The sequence below is a fragment of the Salipaludibacillus sp. CF4.18 genome (assembly GCF_051262595.1).
Taxonomy (GTDB): Bacteria; Bacillota; Bacilli; order Bacillales; family Salisediminibacteriaceae; genus Salipaludibacillus; species Salipaludibacillus neizhouensis.
Genome location: NZ_JBIMEV010000009.1, coordinates 23,402 through 40,110, shown reverse-complemented (window position 1 = coordinate 40,110; position 16,709 = coordinate 23,402). Strand labels below are relative to the sequence as shown.

The following is a 16,709-nucleotide window of genomic DNA, read 5'->3' as shown; positions in this document are numbered from 1 at the left end:
GAAGAGCTAAATATTAGGGATGATGAACTACCAGTTTTAATTAAATATGTATACTAGACAGCGCTCTGACTGTTACAATGGAAAATCATTGTAAGTAAGTTGGGCGCTGACGTAATTATTAAGGTACATAGTAAAGGGAATTATTTAAACAAGGTAGGTTCTGATTAAAAGTAATTGGATTAGAAAGATGTTAATTGTATTTAATCTCGTTAGTTAAGTTGGTAATCCTTAATAACTATTAAGAAAAGAGCATATGTAAACGTTCTACATGTATATTTAAATGAGAAGCTAAATCTCTTGGATATCGATTCTTTTCAATAAGATAGCTCTTGTAAGCGTGACCTAGAAGTAATAACGATTTTTAAATAGTTTAAGGAGTGAATGGGACATGACAGATGATAAACATTATATGACCTTAGAAGGAAAAGCTAAATTAGAAAAAGAATTAGAATCATTAATATCGGAACGACGTAAAGAAGTCGTTGAACGAATAAAGGTTGCCCGAAGCTTTGGCGACCTTTCGGAAAACTCTGAATATGATTCTGCGAAAGAAGAACAAGCCTTTGTAGAAGGTAGAATAAAACAAATTGAAACGATGATTAGAAATGCGGAGATTATTGAGGAAGATACAAACAGTTCTGTTGTTTCATTAGGTAAAACTGTTACTTTCAAAGAACTACCTGATGGTGATGAAGAAATTTACACGATTGTCGGACGTGCTGAGGCAGATCCAATTGAGGGTAAAATTTCTAATGATTCACCAATGGCTAAAAGTTTATTTGGTAAGGGTATCGGTGATCAAGTTTCCGTGGCTACTCCGGGTGGAGATATAAAAGTCGAGATTACAAAAGTTCATTAAAGAAAGCATTGCCTTTTGGAAGAGCACGGAAGAAGTTTTAAGCTTCTTCCGTGCTCTTTTTTATATAGTATCAGAATTTATGTGTTGTCCTAACGTTCGTTTGCTCGAGGCGGTTTGAGGGACATCTACGGAAAGCGAGCGGTAATTCTTCCGAACAATCTACGATGATAAAGACTGCAATGCAGTTTTTCTTAAAGATGGCTGCTTTTAAAAGAAGAATATACCTTCTGATATTTCAGCTTTAGTCTGCTTTGAGTTTTACAATAAATAAGGTTTAAGAGACAATGATTTTGAATAATGATTTTATTTATATAAAGAAGTAACAAAAATACGCGAGCCCTAAGACCTAATCTAATAGTTACTTTTACATTTAGATTGGTAAATGGTTACAGATTGTTAAAAAATATTCAAATTACTGTACTTTACTCGAAATTACTTTGAATTTAATCTATAATATATATATTGTAAGAAGGAGGGATTCAAGCTAATGACAGAAAATAAAAATACTCCCCAACGTTCAGATATGAGAAAAAAGAAACGTATGAATTTTATATTAAACGGGTCTATAGGTGTTGTTGCTTTGTTAATCGTATTTATTGTCGCTACTATATTTTTTGGTGGAAATTCGGACGAGGCTGTAGTTTCTAATGAATCGATCGAGGAGACTAATCAATCAGATATAAATATTCCGGCAGAGGATGGTAATGAAGACGAAAATGATAGCAATAACTTAGCTAACGATGGAAATGTTGCTGTTAATAATGACAGTGTTAACGACAGTAATAGTAATAGTGAGAATGATAGTAATAGCAAGTCAGAAAACGAGGCAAACGAATCAAACAATGAAAAAGAAAGTAATGACAATTCTAACGACTTAGATGGTATAAATGTTGATAGTAATAACAACTCAGAAGAAGATGATGAAGAGTGGAGCCCTATTGGAACAGAACAGGATGAACTCTCATTAGTTTTCGATTCAGGTCATGTAAATAGGGAAGAGATGGACAAAGCTTTGCAATATGCTACTGGTTTAAAAGATAATAACATGGAAGTTTGGCGAATCGAAAATGGTGGAGACTCAAAGACAGCTGTGGGTTTTGTAAGCACCTATGATGGTCGGCACACACCTTATAAAGTAACCCTTTCATGGGTAGAAGGAGAAGGCTGGAAACCTGTGTCTGTTGAAGAGCAACAATCCAATCCATATATAAGTGGATAAAACAAAAACACTGGCTATTTGTTGCCAGTGTTTTCTTTCAGTTGCTTAAAATGAACGGTTGCCGTATAAATCTTTTTACCGTTAATAGGATTAAATGCTAATTGATGAGAAACATGATGGACTTCCAATAAAATTGCTTGGTTTTCATTAATTTTATTTTCGATTTTTCTTTCTAAATCCATCAAACTGGATGTTTCAAATATTTCGACTTTATCTCGCAATGCGTTGGATTGTATGATCAATTTAATCTTCCCTCCCTGTCGTATTTTATTGTACCATGTGGTCATAGAGTAATCACAATTAAAAAGGGAATGACTAACGTTATAAAAAAACCTTGTTGCAAAAGAAGAGATTAGCTATGATAGAAAAGGTGACATTAGATGAGAGGATAGGATAGAACATGCGTATAGGAATTATCGGAGCAATGGAAGAAGAGGTAGAATTATTAAAGTCTAAGATGAGTCTGTTGGAAGAGAATGTGATTGCAGGCTGTGAATTTTATTTAGGAAAGTTAGAAGGGATGGAAGTTATTTTATCCAAGTCTGGAATCGGTAAGGTCAATGCAGCGGTAAGCGCTACATTGATGAACCAGCTTTACTATCCAGATTATATTATTAATACAGGATCTGCTGGTGGCTTCCATCACGACCTTGCCGTAGGGGATATCGTTATTTCTACTGAGGTACGCTATAATGATGTTGATGCTACGGTGTTTGGGTATGAATTTGGCCAAGTCCCTTTAATGCCTGCTTTATATCGACCAGATAACGGCTTAATAGACATAGCAGAAGATTGTGCGAAAGAAGTAGGCATACATTCTGTGAAAGGGCTGATTATTTCAGGAGATTCGTTTATGAGTGATCCAAAGCGTGTAGAAGAAGTTCGAAGTAAGTTTAATGACCCATACTGTTCTGAAATGGAAGCTGCTGCTATCGCTCAAGTATGTCATCAATTCCAATGCCCATTTGTGATCATTCGATCTTTATCAGATATCGCTGGAAAGGATGCAAAACATTCATACGACGAGTTTCTAGAAAAAGCTTCTGTTCATTCTGCAAAGCTCGTGCTTTTAATGCTCGGAGAATTAAGAAGAAAAAAGCATAATCATTAATTAATGGACACTGATAAGATTATTTATTAGTGCCTTGAACGATGTTTTCACGTTTCAATACAAGATGGATAGAAAGGAAAACATTGCTATGCTCACGCTGTACTCCCTCATGTTATACTATTTTTAGCGAGAATCTATGACTATGAATATATATCATTGAGGTGATTATAGTGAGTGATACTAAGTTACAAATGTTGAAAGATAAGATAAATGATTATCGAAGATTTGCGTTTATTACAATTGCTCTTACAGCATTTTTGGTGCTTGGTACAGTTCTGCCAAATGAGACAGTTCACACTAGTCATCAAAGTGGATTACTCATTACGATTGGTGTCATGCTGGTAATGGCGGTTTTCTTTCATAGAACGTCTATAAGAGCTCAGAGATTGCTAGCTGAAGAAGAATAAAAGAGCCAATTAATAATATAAAAAAGAGATCGCATTCACTTTTAAAGTGGACAGCGTTCTTTTTTTGTTAAACTGAGGGGATCGAATCCGCTCTAAGAGGCTCACGGATTATCAACGGAAAGGGAGCTGTAATTTTTTCGAACGCCTTCTATGATAACCAAGCAGCAAAATAAATACAAAAGACGCCAAGTACTTTTTTATATCCGCGTTAACAATAAATAAGACTTATCCTTTAGAAGCCTTTCTTAATTCCTCTAATGCATGGCTTAAGATCGTAGCTGTAAGTCCCCAAATGACGTGGCCTTCGTATTCATAAAATTTTTCGTTTATAACTGTGGTCCGCCAGTTATAATTTTCCCCGTTAGGAATTAGATGATAAGGGAAATCTTCCGAAGGTGAAACCTGTAAATGAATGGGGTGTTCTTTAGGAGTCATTTTCATCATTTGAGAAACTGGTGCGAAAAAAATGTCCTCAACTTCGTCTGGGTTTAGGTGAAATTTTGTTTGGGATGCAAGAGTTCCAATAAAAGGATATAGTGCAAAATGAAAAGGTGTAATCATATAATCAAGTTCACCAAGTAATTCAATCTGATCCATATCAACGCCTAATTCCTCTTGTAACTCACGGATGGCAGCATCCTTTGTAGAAAGGTCTGTTTCATCTACTTTTCCCCCAGGAAAGGATATTTCACCAGGTTGTTTAATAAATTTTGAGCGTACTTGAAAAACAAAATGATATTCTCCATTTTGCTCAATAATTGGAACGAAAATTGCAAACCGAGCAAAGTTATTTATCCCCATAATCTCTGCTTTTTTGTGTTGGAAATAGTTCTTCATTAAAGATGACAGTTGATCCATGACGTAATTTCCTCCCGCTAAAGATACTTAAACTAATAGTAACAGATTACCAGTTTAAATACATAAGGTTGAAATATGTTTCAGAAAATTTATAAAATAAGCTTTGCGAAAGCGTTTTATTTGGTATAATGAATGCAACCAAATAGGCGGAGGTGTTGTGCATGTTATTAAAAGTGAAAAAACCGATTTTTGCTGAATCAGCAAGCTTTTTTGTGAACAAAGCTAGTCAATACGAAGGAAAAGTTTTGATAAAAAAGGACCATTGGGTAATTGATGCTAAAAGTTTACTTGGAATTTTGGCACTTTCCTTACAACCAGGTCAGGAAATTGAACTCGACTTTGAGGGTGAGATTGACGAAATCTTTGTTTCAGAAATAGTGGAAGCAGGATTATTTGAGAGATAAACAGTAGTAAAAGCTGAACCGGTAATAACCGGTTCAGCTTTTTTATATAGTAAGAAAGTATCAATGATGAATCGCATTCAAGCAAACCAACAGCAATCGATGGTCTTAAAATTATTGGACTCTAAATAAGTTCACTTTAAACAACCATGTTTTAAAAAATAACATACGGGAATTTTACTAATAAATACTTTTTAGAAAGGGGTACTTTCATGTATTTACATTACGACTGGCTAACATCTTACACCGTTTTTGGATCAGATGGAGAAATTGGTGAGGTATCAGACTGTTACTTTGACGAGGATGATTGGACAATTCGCTATTTGGTTGTAAAAACAGGAGTAACATTTTTATCGGAAAAAAGGTTTGTATCGCCGCTATCAATCGCTAAAATTGATCATAAAGAGGAAGTCATTAGGGTGAACATATCTAAAGAAGAAACCGAGAAATCACCTGATCCGGGAGATGAGCCTGTTTCGAGAAGATATGAAGAAGAATTTAATAACTATTACCGATTGAGTCCTTACTGGATTGGCAATGGAGTTTGGGGCCTTGCTACCATGACGGATAGGGATTTAGGAAGTCCGGAAGTTTCTGCAGAAGCAGATCTGGCTCAGAATGAGAATTACTCTGTCCATAAGGCTAAGAATGTCATGGGGTATAATTTATCAGTGAAAAATGATGTGTTTGGAAAAGTCGATAATTTTCTTATCGATGAAAAAACATTTGAGATCAAATATTTTATCGTTGATACGAAAAAATGGCTTCCTGGCGGAAAAAAAGTATTAATATCTACTAAATGGATAGATGATGTAGAATGGTCGGTATCACAAATTTCGATTAGTGTTACACGTGAGCAAATTGAAGAAGCTCCGGAGTATTTAAAAGATATGGAGTTGTCAGATAATAAAGAGCAAGAATTATGGATGCACTATCAAAAGAGTACGTAATTAATTATTTGAAGTTTAGTTTTAATTTTAATGTATTCCAGCTACAGAAGATGTAGCTGGAATTTTTTTGTGGATATAACTGTATTAATTATAGGGTGGATCGAAGCAGAAGTAGAGAATGTTCCAGCTGTTTTTGTTGAGACAACGTTGGACCAAAGATATATGGAAACAGTAGCAGAGAACGCTGGAGTATAAATTGCAGGAGAGGTATATACGGATGCAGTGGGCGGAGAAGGTTCCAATGCGGAAACATACTTAGATATGATGCGTCATAACGCAAATATTTTCGTGAACGGTTTGGGAGACTAAACAGGATAGATTTCTTGTTTTTTACCTGGAAGATTGATATTATGTGATTAATGTACAATCAATTGTGAGGTGGAAATATGAAAATTACAAATGAAGCAAAGGTATTTATTGAAAAAACTTTAAAAGAACATGACGTATCGAGCATTAAAGTATTTGTTGCCGGAATAGGTTGAGGTGGTCCCCAATTGGGATTGGCTCTGGATGAGGCAACAGAAAATGATGTAGTAGAAGAAATAAATGGCATTAAAGTGGCGATTGATAAGACGATTCATAGCCAAACTGAAAATATGACGCTAGAGTATCAAGAAACCGATGAAGGTGCAGGATTAACAATTACAGGTAATGAAAGTGACTGTTGTTAAATAAAGTTAAGAAATATAGCACAAATGAGACTTTTCCCTAATATAATTAGAGAAAAGTCTTTTTTAATTCATACAGGTACATGCCGTTCCGGTTATCGAATAATTGCATGAGATACAGATAGGAGGGAGTTAACTTAATTTTATCTCCCTCTCAATAAACTTGAATAACCTGCTAGATAAAGGAGGCTAAAAAATGGCTAAAATATTTCTTGATCCAGGGCACGGAGGTAATGATACTGGAGGAACAGGAAACGGTTTATTAGAAAAAAATCTCGTTTTAGATATTGCCGAACGGATACAGAGACAGTTGACGGCCTATAGTGATGCGGAGGTTCAATTAAGCAGAGAATCAGATGTTTTTCTCTCTCTAAGCGAGCGGACAACAATTGCGAACAATTGGGGAGCGGATATATTTGTTTCGATTCATGTAAATGCAGGTGGGCAAACTGGTTTTGAATCATATATTTGGAATGGAAATGTATCGTCAGTGACTCAATCCTATCAAGATATTATTCACGCGGCAATCATGAACCAAATTGGTGGAATTGATCGTGGAAAAAAACGAGCAAATTTCGCAGTATTAAGGACTCACAGATGCCTGCAATTTTGACAGAGAACCTCTTTATTGATCAGGTAGAAGATGCAGCAAAATTAAAAAGTAACCAATTTTTAGAGCGTGTTGCTCAAGGTCATACGAATGGGATAGCGGAGGTGTTTGGATGGGAACAAGGTAGTTCGGGAGCACCACCAGAACCGACACCTGACCCAACACCACAAACGCCGACAGGAACGATATCAACTATACAGTCTACTTTGAATAGTCGGTATGGATTAAATATTGCCGTTGACAATATTTTTGGACCTGAGACTAAACAAGCGCTTATTTTAGGATTGCAAACAGAACTAAATACGCAATTTAACGCAGGTTTAGCTGTAGATGGTATTTGGGGTCCGCAGACTCGAGGTGGCATTGTAAACGTACAGAGAGGGGCCGAAGGGAATATTACATGGATTCTTCAGGCAATACTTCATATCAGGGGACATTCCCCAGAGTATATTGATGGCATATTCGGTCCTTTAACCGAGGCGGCTGTAAGAAGCTTTCAAAGAGATGCAGGTATAATTGTTGATGGAATTGCGGGAGTACAGACATTCACTAGTTTATTCGGTTAAAATGTTCTATGTAGACAAAAGTTTTCTGAGATCAAGGGATTTTTCCCCTTGATCTTTTTAATATGAATGTATAAAATTCGTGGTTTTAGAGATTGAAACAACAATCTTAGAGAAGTAAACTTTGAGTGGAAAAAAAGTAATGTTTGTCATAGGAATGCAAACAGATTATCATAGAGATATATAAACTTTGTATTACAAAGGAGAGTTATGATGAATATAAATGTGTTGAAATGTCATGGTTCAGGAAATGACTTTATTATCATCGATGAAATGAATGGTAACTATAATTTTTCAGAAAATGATCGAATAATATTATCTAAATATTTAACAAAACGTGGTAGAAGCATTGGATCAGACGGGATATTATTCATTCAGGATAGTGATCGTGCCGATGCAAAAATGCGGATGTTCAACACAGATGGCTCTGAAGCTGAAATGTGTGGCAATGGTCTTCGCTGTGTAGCAAGATATGTCATAGATCTGCTAAATAATGAGCATATCGTTATTGAGACGATGAAGGCTGACCTGGAAGTAGAGAAGGTAGATGACATTTTTGAGGGTGTGCTTACATATGAGGTTGCTATTGAACCAGTATTCCTTCATCCTAAGACGCTTCCACTAAACGTCGATCAACCTCAACATGTTGATACTGTCATCAAGGGGTTAGATGATTCTTTATCATTTACTGCTTTAAGTGTACCTAACCCTCATATTGTTGCTGTAGTGGACGAGGTTTATCAGAAGCAAGTGCGTGAAATTGGCCAACGTGCTAATGAGAAAAAAGATATCTTTCCTAATGGTGTAAATGTGAGTTTTCTAAAAGATCTAGGGGACGCCAAAGTTTTTGTACAAACATTTGAACGTGGCGTAGGTTTAACGAATGCTTGCGGTACTGCCATGTCCGCTTCAAGTTTAGTCTCGTGCCTTCTGGGAATTAATAAATTCCATGAAGTTATTACAGTATTAAATCCTGGCGGAATGGTAGAATGTGTCGTTAATAAAGATGATGAAAAAGGTTATACTGTTCGCCTCAGAGGAAATGCAACATTTGAATTTGAAGGAACGGTAGATTTTGATTTTTCAGAGCCTGAAAAAGCGGAATTAGTAGAACAGCATGTTTTTGAAGATGAAATAGCTCTGTATGATAAGTTAGCACAACAAGCTAAAAACATGGCTTGATACGATACATGGATCGGATTAAATTAGAAAAACTAGCCTGAGGATGCCTCGGCTAGTTTTTTTACGTATTGGATAAAATAGATACACTGCTTACAATGTAGATAATTCTTTATTTTCAGCTTCTTCTTGCACTTCCATATGTTTTCCTCCCCAAATCATCATGTCATTTAAAAGTGACTCTAATTCTGCACCGTATTCTGTTAATGTATATTCCACTCGTGGTGGAACTTCTGGATAAGATGTTCTCTCAATCAATCCATCGCGCTCCAATTCTTTTAATTGTTTTATTAATGTTTGATGATTGACATTGGGTAAACTCGCTTTAATCTCACTAAAGCGCAAAGTTTTCCCGACCAGTACTAATAGAATAATAGCTTTCCATTTACCACAGACAATTTCAAGGGTTGTTGTTATTGCTTTTATTTGTTTGATTTCCATTAGATGAATCCTCCTTAGTATAATGAAATATACTTCTTACATTTATGGTTTTACTATGTAAAACTAGTATATAGAGACTTAAAAACTATCAACGCTATGTATGAAGGAGATCTTGAATTAAATGAAACGGGATAGAGAGTTGCTGACACAAAAAATTATTGATCACGTATTGGAAAATGAACAGGAACTTATTAATAAGGTCATGGGTAAAGGAGAAATACAGGGTCACCATGATGTAAAAGAACTAAGAGACATTTTTACACATTTTCTCCATAGGTTTCACGACAGGCTCAAGACAGCCCAACTAGATGATCATTCCCCACAAACATTTCTAACGAATAACACAACATTTAGTTCACTTGAAAACAGAGTTTCCGTTATTGCATTAATTGAAGGGCTTTATGAAATTTCAAAATCAATATGGACAATGTTCCAAGCGGAAGCCCGGGAACAATTTGGATTGTCTTCTGATGAGTTATTACATGTGCATGATTTACTTAATAAGGAAATAAAAATAGTAATAAAAGAAATTTTAAACACACATGTTGATTCAACCAAAGAAAGAGAAGCGCAATTTAACGAAAAATTAAACGAGTTATCGGTTCCAATTATACTTGACTAGCAAAATTGCTGTCTGTCCTCTTATAGGAACAATCGATGAGAAACGAGGGCAGTTGCTCATGGTACAAACGCTAAACGTTTGTAAAGAGCGTAAACTATCCAAGCTTATTTTTGACATGTCAGGTGTACCTGATATAGATGATATTGTGGCTTCTTACATTAACTCTGTGATTCAATCACTCAGTCTTATTGGTGTTCATATTACCCTGACCGGGGTTCGCTCAAACATTGCCATGACAGTCGTACAGCAAGGTATTAATTTTCAACATGTCCATATTGCACCAAATGTACCTCAAGCACTTGAAGGCTATGGATTGAAGCTTAAGGAAACAAAAATAAGAGGAAGTAATTTATAGGGTGGCAGAGGAAAGTTATGCAGGAACAGCACCAAAAAAGAAAAACTTAAAAAGACGCAAGTCCCTGTAGAGTAAGTTCAGGGGCTTGCGCCTTCTATCTTATGTATTGGAAATAAATGGGGGGGGGCTGACCCCAATAAATTCACTATTTTTTTGTGGCGGGTGGTAAGGGGAACTCTGTTCTTTCCTCAAGCATTTCTTTTCTCTTCTGAGGATCAGGCTCAATTTTCTGTAATTCCGTCCTGATGTGATGCAATTCTTCTAGATAAGCATTGTATTCTAGACCAAATGTATCGGACAAGTATTCACGAATTTTTCTTGCTAAGATAGGGCTTTTACCAGAAGTTGTTACACTAATTTTAAGTGCTCCCCTATCGACTACAGCTGGAAAGTAGAAGCTGCTTAATTGGGGGTTATCAACGATATTAATTAAAGAAACATAGGGGAACAACCGATTTGATAGTTGCTCATTCAGAGGATGGGAATTGGTAGCCATTACAATTAACAGAAACGACCGCCAATTAATATTCAAACGGCGGCAATACTCCTCTGAAATATCCTCTACGGCTAACGATGTTTTAATAATCTTTATTTGACTTCGTAGAGATTCTAAACCCTCCGTAATAAGAGGACTGATAACTGTTACAAGCGCCTTTTCTTTTAGTAAATAGGCAACTTTTCTTTCGGCGATAATTCCCCCGCCGACTACCAGGACAGGTTTACGATAGAGCTGAAGGATAAACGGACTACTCATTGAAAACCTCTCCTTTTGCTGAATGTACTGTGCTCACATGATTACAATGCTGTAGTAATTTTGTCCTCTATCCATTTAGAAACTAATGGATGAGGGAGATACGTTTTAGCATCCCATTTATAGGATAACCCATCAAGTCTTGTCGGTATAACTTTCTTTGTGAAGTATCCTTCACTTAAAAACAAAGGCACGACTATCAACGTGTGACCATTTGAAGCAGCCTCTTTTGCCCGTTCTTCTAAATTGTCCGGGTGCAATGTTCCGTGGGTGACTTGATGAAAAGGTACCTGATGAGCAACAGTCTGCTTAATGTCTTCAAGCATCTTTTCCCACCGCTGATGGAATGATGGCACATCACTACCATGAGCGACAAAAAGTAAAACTTCCTTTTCAGGATACTCAGACAACGAGTTTACTCTTTCCATAATAATGTCGAGAACGAGTGGATGAGTGTCCATTGGATGAACCCAAATAATATTAGCTGAAGTCGAGATAGGCTTCAAATCCGTCTCAATAACGGGTGTGTTAATTTGACCCAGTGCATACTTAATTTCTTCGATATGAGTGCTTGCCGAGGAAACAAACAAAGGGATAGATAGAATGGTATCGACGCCCTGCTTTTCCAAGGTTCGTATCCCTTGTTCAATCGATCTTTCCTCAGAAAATTCCAAGTATCCTACAGTAATTGGCAGTGCTGTATCCACTAGTTGAATGGCTTCGTCGACCACTTTAACCCAGCTAGGATTACTTGAACCGTGAACGATAACTAAAACGCCAGCATTGTTCGAATTCATCTAGTAAACACCTCCTTCAAATATTTCAGGATTCATTAAAATGAGAAGAGTGATCTAATTTTTCTTCAAACCACGCTAATTTCTCACGAAGCCTTACAACTTCTCCTACGATAATGATTGCAGGGGATTTAAATTTCTGTTTATTCACTTTTTCTGCAATCGTCAGAAGTTCCCCTGTTAAAGTCTCTTGAGTTGGATAAGTTCCCCAGCGCACGAGTGCAACAGGTGTGGTTGGAGAGAGCCCATGGAGCAGTAAATTGTCTTGAATGATTTTAATTTGACTGACTCCCATATAGAAAACAAGCGTGTCTACGCTTGTCGCTAAGCTTTTCCAATTAATTTCGTCCGTTTTCCCATTTTTCCGTTGATGACCAGTGACAATGGCAAACGAGGTGCTCAATTCACGATGAGTCAGAGGGATACCCGCATAGGCTGGTGCTGCAATCCCGGAAGTAATTCCCGGGACAATTTCAAAGTGGATGCCGTTTTCTCGGCACGCAATGGCTTCTTCACTAACTCTGCCGAAAATTGCCGGATCTCCACCTTTTAATCGGACCACTTTTTTGCCTTGCAAACCATGGAAAACAAGGATCTCATTAATCTCCTCTTGCTTAGTAGAAGGACCTGTAGGAGACTTCCCACACAAAATTAATTCGACACCGGTTTTACCGTGCTTTAAAATTTCTTTATTCACTAAACGGTCATAGACAATAACGTCAGCTTCTTGCAAAAGTTCTGCACCTCGAAGAGTCAACAGCTTTGGGTCACCAGGACCTGCACCAACCAAGTAGACTTCACCTTTGCTTGTGTTCACACTGTTTCCTCCGATTTCATGATTAAATAATTTGCTTTTTCTCTAGAAACGTTATTATTTGTTCTACTGAGGTATCGATAGAAGTTTCATCGGAAGAAATGACAAGTTCAGGACTTTCCGGTTCTTCATAGGGAGCGCTGATACCAGTGAATTCTGGAATTTCTCCATTTCTGGCTTTTTTGTACAATCCCTTAGGGTCACGGTTTTCACATTCCTCTAAGTTACATTTCACATACACTTCAATAAATTCTTCCTTAGAAACTAATTTTCTTGCGATCATTCGATCATCTCGGTACGGCGATACAAACGCAGTTAAAACGATGGTACCATTATCGACAAATAACTTGGAAACTTCTCCTATGCGTCGAATATTTTCTTGACGGTCTTCAGGGCTGAAACCGAGGTCTCCATTTAATCCGTGGCGAACATTGTCCCCATCTAACACATAACTACTTAGTTTTTTCTCGAATAATCGTTGATTTACAGCATTGGCGAGCGTGGACTTTCCAGATCCAGAAAGTCCAGTAAACCACAATACACAACTTTTATGCCCATTAAGCTGTGAACGGTCCTGTTTTGTTACAACAGAATCATGCCAGTGGATATTGTCAGCAAAAGGTTTTTGGCTCATACGCTTACTTTCATCCCTTCGATGAGTACTTTTACTACTTCTGGTCGACTAAACTCGGGCGGAGGTGTCTTACCATCACGTAAAAGCTCGCGTACTTTTGTACCTGAAAGGATGACTCTGTCCTCTTTACCATGAGGGCATGTTTTTGTTGAGGCCATATTTTCACATTTCTTACAAAAGAAACTATGTTCAAAAAAGAGGGGACTAATCCCTAACTCGTCTTCTGTAAACTGTTGAAAAATTTCTTGTGCTTCATACGTGCCATAATAGTCGCCTACACCAGCGTGGTCTCTTCCAACAATGAAATGTGTACAACCATAATTTTTACGAACTAAGGCGTGAAATATCGCTTCTCTCGGTCCTGCATATCTCATTGCCGCAGGGAACACAGCTAGGAAAACGCGCTCTTCCGGATAATAATTATCTAATAGAACATGATAACTTTTCATTCTCACATCAGCTGGAATGTCATCTGATTTAGTTTCTCCTACAAGGGGATTTAAAAACAAACCATCTACTGTTTCTAACGCTGTTTTTTGAATGTACTCATGAGCACGATGGACTGGATTTCTTGTTTGAAAACCGACAACTGTTTTCCAACCTTTATCTTGAAATGTCTTGCGAGTTTCTTTAGGTTCTAAATAATAAGTAGAAAACTGTTCTTTCTCATGTTTTTTCACTAATGTAATTGGACCAGCTAAATAAGTGTCGCCTCTTTTAAGGACGTTTTTGACACCGGGATGTTGGTCATCACTAGTTTTATAAACTTGAAATGTTTCCACTTCTTGATCGGGAGAATATATTTCTTCTAATTCCAAAACTCCGTACGTTACGCCTTCATACGTTAAACGGATTGATTCCCCAACCTTTAAAGAATTTGCAATTTCTTTTGTTACCGGAAGGGTGATTGGAATACTCCAAATAGCTCCGTTTGCTAAACGTAAATTGTGAACAACACTCTCGTAATCTGCTTTTCCGAGAAATCCTGTTAAAGGACTATAGGCACCATTCGCTAATAGCTCTAAATCGGATAATCCAGTTTTGTCTAATGTAACTTCAGTTTGGATAGATGTGTAATCAAAGCTTTCATCAATACGGTTTACGAGTTTTCCCCCATGTGCAATACTTTCTGTCATTTTAAATCACTCCTTAGGATTTAGTGGGTCTTGTGTGAAGACCGCATTCTGTTTTTTGGATATCTTTCCACCGTCCAGCTCGATGATCTTCTCCCGGTTTAACAGGGAAGGTACACGGTTGACAGCCGATACTAGGATAATTTTGATCATGGAGGGCGTTATAAGGTAAGTCATTCTCCTTAATGTAATCCCAGATATCCTCCCAGCTCCAGTGAATAAGAGGGCAGACTTTGATAAGTTTAAACTTATCATCTTTATTTACAAATTCGGTATTGGCCCTAGTAGGAGACTGATCGCGCCTCAAACCAGATAACCAAGCTGAATTTCCAGCTAAGGCTCTTTCCAAAGGCTTATTTTTACGCAAGTAACAGCATAAATCAGGTTGCGTTTCCCATAGTTTTTCGCCGTATTTTTCCGCTTGTTGATCGAGCGTCAATTCCGGTTGAACCATGTCAATTTGGAGTTCAGGATATTTTTCTTTAATTTGATTGATGACATCATAGGTTTCTTGAAAATGCACATGAGTATCTAAGAAAACGATTCTGGCATCCTTTTTAACCTTACTTATCATATCAATAAGTACAATACCCTCAGCTCCGAAACTACAGGCATAAACCAATTTGTCTCCGAAAAAATCAAACGCCCATTTAATGACATCCTGTGACCCTAAATCCTGCAATTTTTGATTGAAAAAATCATAATTTTTCTCGGTAAATGTAAAATAATCGGCTTCATTTACTTTGTTTTCCATTATGTGAAAGCCTCCTTTTTCTTTAAGAAAGTTAACGTTTAAGAGCTACCTTCACGCCATATTTTATTAGGATTAAGGTGATTCACCCTTTGATACAATATGGCGGGGAAGCCCATGCTGTGTTAAATAAATAACCGCTCTGCCGTTTTTCTTAAGAAATACTTCGCTCATTTTCAAGTGTTCGTCTTTCCAGTTTCACAGATCGATATAAACTCAATGTTCCAATCGTTGCAATAATGATCGCTGATACGATGACAACGATGTATGGATTTGGTTGTAAAAATACATGTATCAAGCTGAATGAAACAACAAGAGATAAAACAGGAGAAACCACCCAAACTTTAACTATTTTTTTTATGACATCCTTTTGCCAAATTTGAAATCCATTCTCCGAACAGCCAATACCAATAATTCCTGAAGTAGTAACCTGTGTTAAGGGAACAGGAATTCCAAATAAAGATGCGATAATGACTAATACTCCACCAGTTCCAGATACTGCCGTACCTTGAAGAAGAGAGAAGGAGGTAATTTTTTTCCCGTTGGTCTCTAAAACTTTTCCTCCCAATAGAATCGCTCCAATGGCAATAAAAAGGCCGCCAAGCCAAATTCCGGAAGAACTCTGCATTAATCCTGCACCAACTAAAGGTCCAATTGCATTAGCGACATTGTTCATTCCAGCGGAAAATGCTTCTATGAAAGCTGTTAGTATTAAAACAGTGGCAAGAACTTTTTTCCACTTTCCTGTTCCTTTCAATTGCGGCCATCTTTTTTCAACAGCGGTTATCACTTTTCCGAAAATGAAACATAAAGCAAAAGCGATGACAGGAATGATGATCCAAAACGCTAAAATGAATAGAATATTGGATACAAAGAGTGCTTGGAAGGCGACACCGACGCCAATAATCGCGCCGATTGTCACTTCACTAGTAGAGAGTGGGATACCGATAACATTCGCCAGAAACAGTGTTAAACACGATGCAATCAGTATGACAACAGCTACTTCAATAGAAAAGATGTCAGGCGGAATAATACCTTCTCCAACGGTTTTTACAACCTCGCCACCACCAACAACAGCACCAAGAAATGCACCAAAACCTGCAAGCAATAATGCTCTCTTTTTTCGTGAAATTGCACCACTGCCATATGCTGGTCCCATTGTGGCTGCTGCTCCACTTGCACCAATATTCATTGCGAAAAATAGCGCAACAATGATAGCAAGATAGGATAATATTATGTCCAACACCCCCTAATGCCCTAATGAAGTATGACAATCACCATCATCATTATAAAACATATCGATTTACTTGGTTTTAATGGTAATAAAAATACCTCTTCCTGAAAAGAGGACGACTATTCCAGAGACTTCTAAGTTCCATTGATCTCTTATACTGCAGAACGAGAGCTAATGGTACCGTAATATTACAGTCAAATCATTGGTTTACCAAGGTATTAACTATGCAAAGTTCTTTTCATTTTTGATAAAAAATATATTTTTTTGAATATTTAGAGTGTAAATTAAATACTGGTAACCGTCAATAGAAAACTAGAAAAAATAAACTATTTTTCTAATAGAAAAAGTGTGAAAT

The 16,709-nt window shown here is 37.1% G+C and carries 22 protein-coding genes and 1 pseudogene; 13 read left to right on the top strand and 10 right to left on the bottom strand.

All coding sequences use genetic code 11. The annotated features are described in order from the left end of the window. The first annotated feature begins 388 nt into the window (after positions 1-388). Together greA and ACHABW_RS08175 are read left to right on the top strand one after the other, a co-directional pair. Positions 389-859 carry a transcription elongation factor GreA gene (gene greA / locus ACHABW_RS08180; protein WP_110936762.1) on the top strand — a complete coding sequence of 157 codons (471 nt, stop codon included), beginning with the start codon at positions 389-391 and terminating at the stop codon, positions 857-859. Positions 860-1,346: 487 nt separating this feature from the next. Next, a complete protein-coding gene (locus tag ACHABW_RS08175; protein ID WP_435754869.1) occupies positions 1,347-2,078 on the top strand; it encodes a YrrS family protein in 732 nt (243 codons plus the stop codon). 14 nt (positions 2,079-2,092) lie between these two features. On the opposite strand, the gene ACHABW_RS08170 is transcribed toward ACHABW_RS08175, so the two are convergent. Continuing rightward, entirely contained in the window at positions 2,093-2,320 is a 228-nt protein-coding gene (locus ACHABW_RS08170) for a DUF2536 family protein (RefSeq protein ID WP_223292298.1), read from the bottom strand. A 158-nt stretch (positions 2,321-2,478) separates the two neighbouring features. Here ACHABW_RS08170 and mtnN point away from each other — a divergent pair, with 158 nt between their 5' ends. Then, on the top strand, positions 2,479-3,189 hold the full coding sequence (mtnN, locus tag ACHABW_RS08165) for a 5'-methylthioadenosine/S-adenosylhomocysteine nucleosidase (RefSeq protein ID WP_435754868.1): 711 nt from the start codon (positions 2,479-2,481) through the stop codon (positions 3,187-3,189). Between the two features lie 170 nt (positions 3,190-3,359). After that, positions 3,360-3,596, top strand: coding sequence for a YrhC family protein (locus ACHABW_RS08160; protein ID WP_435754867.1), 237 nt, complete (start codon positions 3,360-3,362; stop codon positions 3,594-3,596). A 225-nt stretch (positions 3,597-3,821) separates the two neighbouring features. Here the strand turns inward: ACHABW_RS08160 and ACHABW_RS08155 are convergent, their stop codons facing one another. Beyond that, positions 3,822-4,454: an NUDIX hydrolase gene (locus ACHABW_RS08155; RefSeq protein ID WP_435754866.1), complete on the bottom strand. Its 633-nt coding sequence runs from the start codon at positions 4,452-4,454 to the stop codon at positions 3,822-3,824. A 161-nt stretch (positions 4,455-4,615) separates the two neighbouring features. Here ACHABW_RS08155 and ACHABW_RS08150 point away from each other — a divergent pair, with 161 nt between their 5' ends. The 7 genes and pseudogenes from ACHABW_RS08150 (at position 4,616) to dapF (ending at position 8,828) form a co-directional block, all read left to right on the top strand. Continuing rightward, positions 4,616-4,858, top strand: coding sequence for an HPr family phosphocarrier protein (locus ACHABW_RS08150; protein WP_435754865.1), 243 nt, complete (start codon positions 4,616-4,618; stop codon positions 4,856-4,858). Between the two features lie 209 nt (positions 4,859-5,067). Further along, a complete protein-coding gene (locus ACHABW_RS08145) occupies positions 5,068-5,805 on the top strand; it encodes a PRC-barrel domain-containing protein (protein WP_435754864.1) in 738 nt (245 codons plus the stop codon). 69 nt (positions 5,806-5,874) lie between these two features. Next, positions 5,875-6,000, top strand: coding sequence for a hypothetical protein (locus tag ACHABW_RS08140; protein WP_435754863.1), 126 nt, complete (start codon positions 5,875-5,877; stop codon positions 5,998-6,000). A gap of 299 nt (positions 6,001-6,299) precedes the next feature. Further along, positions 6,300-6,476 (top strand): hypothetical protein, encoded by a 177-nt coding sequence (locus tag ACHABW_RS08135; RefSeq protein ID WP_435754862.1) that lies wholly within the window; start codon positions 6,300-6,302, stop codon positions 6,474-6,476. 193 nt (positions 6,477-6,669) lie between these two features. Next, positions 6,670-7,124 (top strand): annotated as a pseudogene (locus tag ACHABW_RS08130) (N-acetylmuramoyl-L-alanine amidase); the annotation flags it as partial. Positions 7,125-7,187: 63 nt separating this feature from the next. Further along, positions 7,188-7,649 (top strand): peptidoglycan-binding domain-containing protein, encoded by a 462-nt coding sequence (locus tag ACHABW_RS08125; RefSeq protein ID WP_435754927.1) that lies wholly within the window; start codon positions 7,188-7,190, stop codon positions 7,647-7,649. A 207-nt stretch (positions 7,650-7,856) separates the two neighbouring features. Then, a complete protein-coding gene (gene dapF / locus ACHABW_RS08120; RefSeq protein ID WP_435754861.1) occupies positions 7,857-8,828 on the top strand; it encodes a diaminopimelate epimerase in 972 nt (323 codons plus the stop codon). 90 nt (positions 8,829-8,918) lie between these two features. Here the strand turns inward: dapF and ACHABW_RS08115 are convergent, their stop codons facing one another. After that, positions 8,919-9,266 (bottom strand): winged helix-turn-helix transcriptional regulator, encoded by a 348-nt coding sequence (locus tag ACHABW_RS08115; RefSeq protein WP_435754860.1) that lies wholly within the window; start codon positions 9,264-9,266, stop codon positions 8,919-8,921. Between the two features lie 121 nt (positions 9,267-9,387). On the opposite strand from ACHABW_RS08115, the gene ACHABW_RS08110 reads away from it, so the two are divergent. Both ACHABW_RS08110 and ACHABW_RS08105 read left to right on the top strand, forming a co-directional pair. Continuing rightward, entirely contained in the window at positions 9,388-9,888 is a 501-nt protein-coding gene (locus ACHABW_RS08110) for a hypothetical protein (protein WP_435754859.1), read from the top strand. Next, a complete protein-coding gene (locus ACHABW_RS08105; protein ID WP_435754858.1) occupies positions 9,881-10,243 on the top strand; it encodes an STAS domain-containing protein in 363 nt (120 codons plus the stop codon). The genes ACHABW_RS08110 and ACHABW_RS08105 overlap by 8 nt, the downstream gene beginning before the upstream one ends. Before the next feature lie 145 nt (positions 10,244-10,388). Here ACHABW_RS08105 and ACHABW_RS08100 read toward each other — a convergent pair whose 3' ends face one another. The 7 genes from ACHABW_RS08100 to ACHABW_RS08070 form a co-directional block, all read right to left on the bottom strand. Next, positions 10,389-10,997: a precorrin-2 dehydrogenase/sirohydrochlorin ferrochelatase family protein gene (locus ACHABW_RS08100; protein WP_435754857.1), complete on the bottom strand. Its 609-nt coding sequence runs from the start codon at positions 10,995-10,997 to the stop codon at positions 10,389-10,391. A 41-nt stretch (positions 10,998-11,038) separates the two neighbouring features. Beyond that, positions 11,039-11,791: a sirohydrochlorin chelatase gene (locus ACHABW_RS08095; RefSeq protein WP_435754856.1), complete on the bottom strand. Its 753-nt coding sequence runs from the start codon at positions 11,789-11,791 to the stop codon at positions 11,039-11,041. Positions 11,792-11,816: 25 nt separating this feature from the next. Then, on the bottom strand, positions 11,817-12,605 hold the full coding sequence (cobA, locus tag ACHABW_RS08090; protein WP_435754855.1) for a uroporphyrinogen-III C-methyltransferase: 789 nt from the start codon (positions 12,603-12,605) through the stop codon (positions 11,817-11,819). 22 nt (positions 12,606-12,627) lie between these two features. Beyond that, on the bottom strand, positions 12,628-13,236 hold the full coding sequence (cysC, locus tag ACHABW_RS08085; protein ID WP_435754854.1) for an adenylyl-sulfate kinase: 609 nt from the start codon (positions 13,234-13,236) through the stop codon (positions 12,628-12,630). Beyond that, entirely contained in the window at positions 13,233-14,360 is a 1,128-nt protein-coding gene (gene sat / locus ACHABW_RS08080; protein ID WP_120689022.1) for a sulfate adenylyltransferase, read from the bottom strand. The genes cysC and sat overlap by 4 nt, the downstream gene beginning before the upstream one ends. Positions 14,361-14,385: 25 nt before the next feature. Next, a complete protein-coding gene (locus ACHABW_RS08075) occupies positions 14,386-15,123 on the bottom strand; it encodes a phosphoadenylyl-sulfate reductase (protein WP_435754853.1) in 738 nt (245 codons plus the stop codon). 151 nt (positions 15,124-15,274) lie between these two features. Beyond that, positions 15,275-16,357, bottom strand: coding sequence for an inorganic phosphate transporter (locus tag ACHABW_RS08070; protein WP_435754926.1), 1,083 nt, complete (start codon positions 16,355-16,357; stop codon positions 15,275-15,277). Positions 16,358-16,709: the final 352 nt, after the last annotated feature.

Bases quoted from the DNA above. Each gene is read 5' to 3' on its own strand.
- ACHABW_RS08075 (WP_435754853.1), bottom strand. From the start codon at position 15,123: ATGGAAAACAAAGTAAATGAAGCCGATTATTTTACATTTACCGAGAAA.
- greA (WP_110936762.1), top strand. From the start codon at position 389: ATGACAGATGATAAACATTATATGACCTTAGAAGGAAAAGCTAAATTA.
- ACHABW_RS08145 (WP_435754864.1), top strand. From the start codon at position 5,068: ATGTATTTACATTACGACTGGCTAACATCTTACACCGTTTTTGGATCA.
- ACHABW_RS08100 (WP_435754857.1), bottom strand. From the start codon at position 10,997: ATGAGTAGTCCGTTTATCCTTCAGCTCTATCGTAAACCTGTCCTGGTA.
- cysC (WP_435754854.1), bottom strand. From the start codon at position 13,236: ATGAGCCAAAAACCTTTTGCTGACAATATCCACTGGCATGATTCTGTT.
- ACHABW_RS08110 (WP_435754859.1), top strand. From the start codon at position 9,388: ATGAAACGGGATAGAGAGTTGCTGACACAAAAAATTATTGATCACGTA.
- ACHABW_RS08155 (WP_435754866.1), bottom strand. From the start codon at position 4,454: ATGGATCAACTGTCATCTTTAATGAAGAACTATTTCCAACACAAAAAA.
- ACHABW_RS08095 (WP_435754856.1), bottom strand. From the start codon at position 11,791: ATGAATTCGAACAATGCTGGCGTTTTAGTTATCGTTCACGGTTCAAGT.
- ACHABW_RS08115 (WP_435754860.1), bottom strand. From the start codon at position 9,266: ATGGAAATCAAACAAATAAAAGCAATAACAACAACCCTTGAAATTGTC.
- dapF (WP_435754861.1), top strand. From the start codon at position 7,857: ATGATGAATATAAATGTGTTGAAATGTCATGGTTCAGGAAATGACTTT.
- mtnN (WP_435754868.1), top strand. From the start codon at position 2,479: ATGCGTATAGGAATTATCGGAGCAATGGAAGAAGAGGTAGAATTATTA.
- ACHABW_RS08175 (WP_435754869.1), top strand. From the start codon at position 1,347: ATGACAGAAAATAAAAATACTCCCCAACGTTCAGATATGAGAAAAAAG.
- ACHABW_RS08150 (WP_435754865.1), top strand. From the start codon at position 4,616: ATGTTATTAAAAGTGAAAAAACCGATTTTTGCTGAATCAGCAAGCTTT.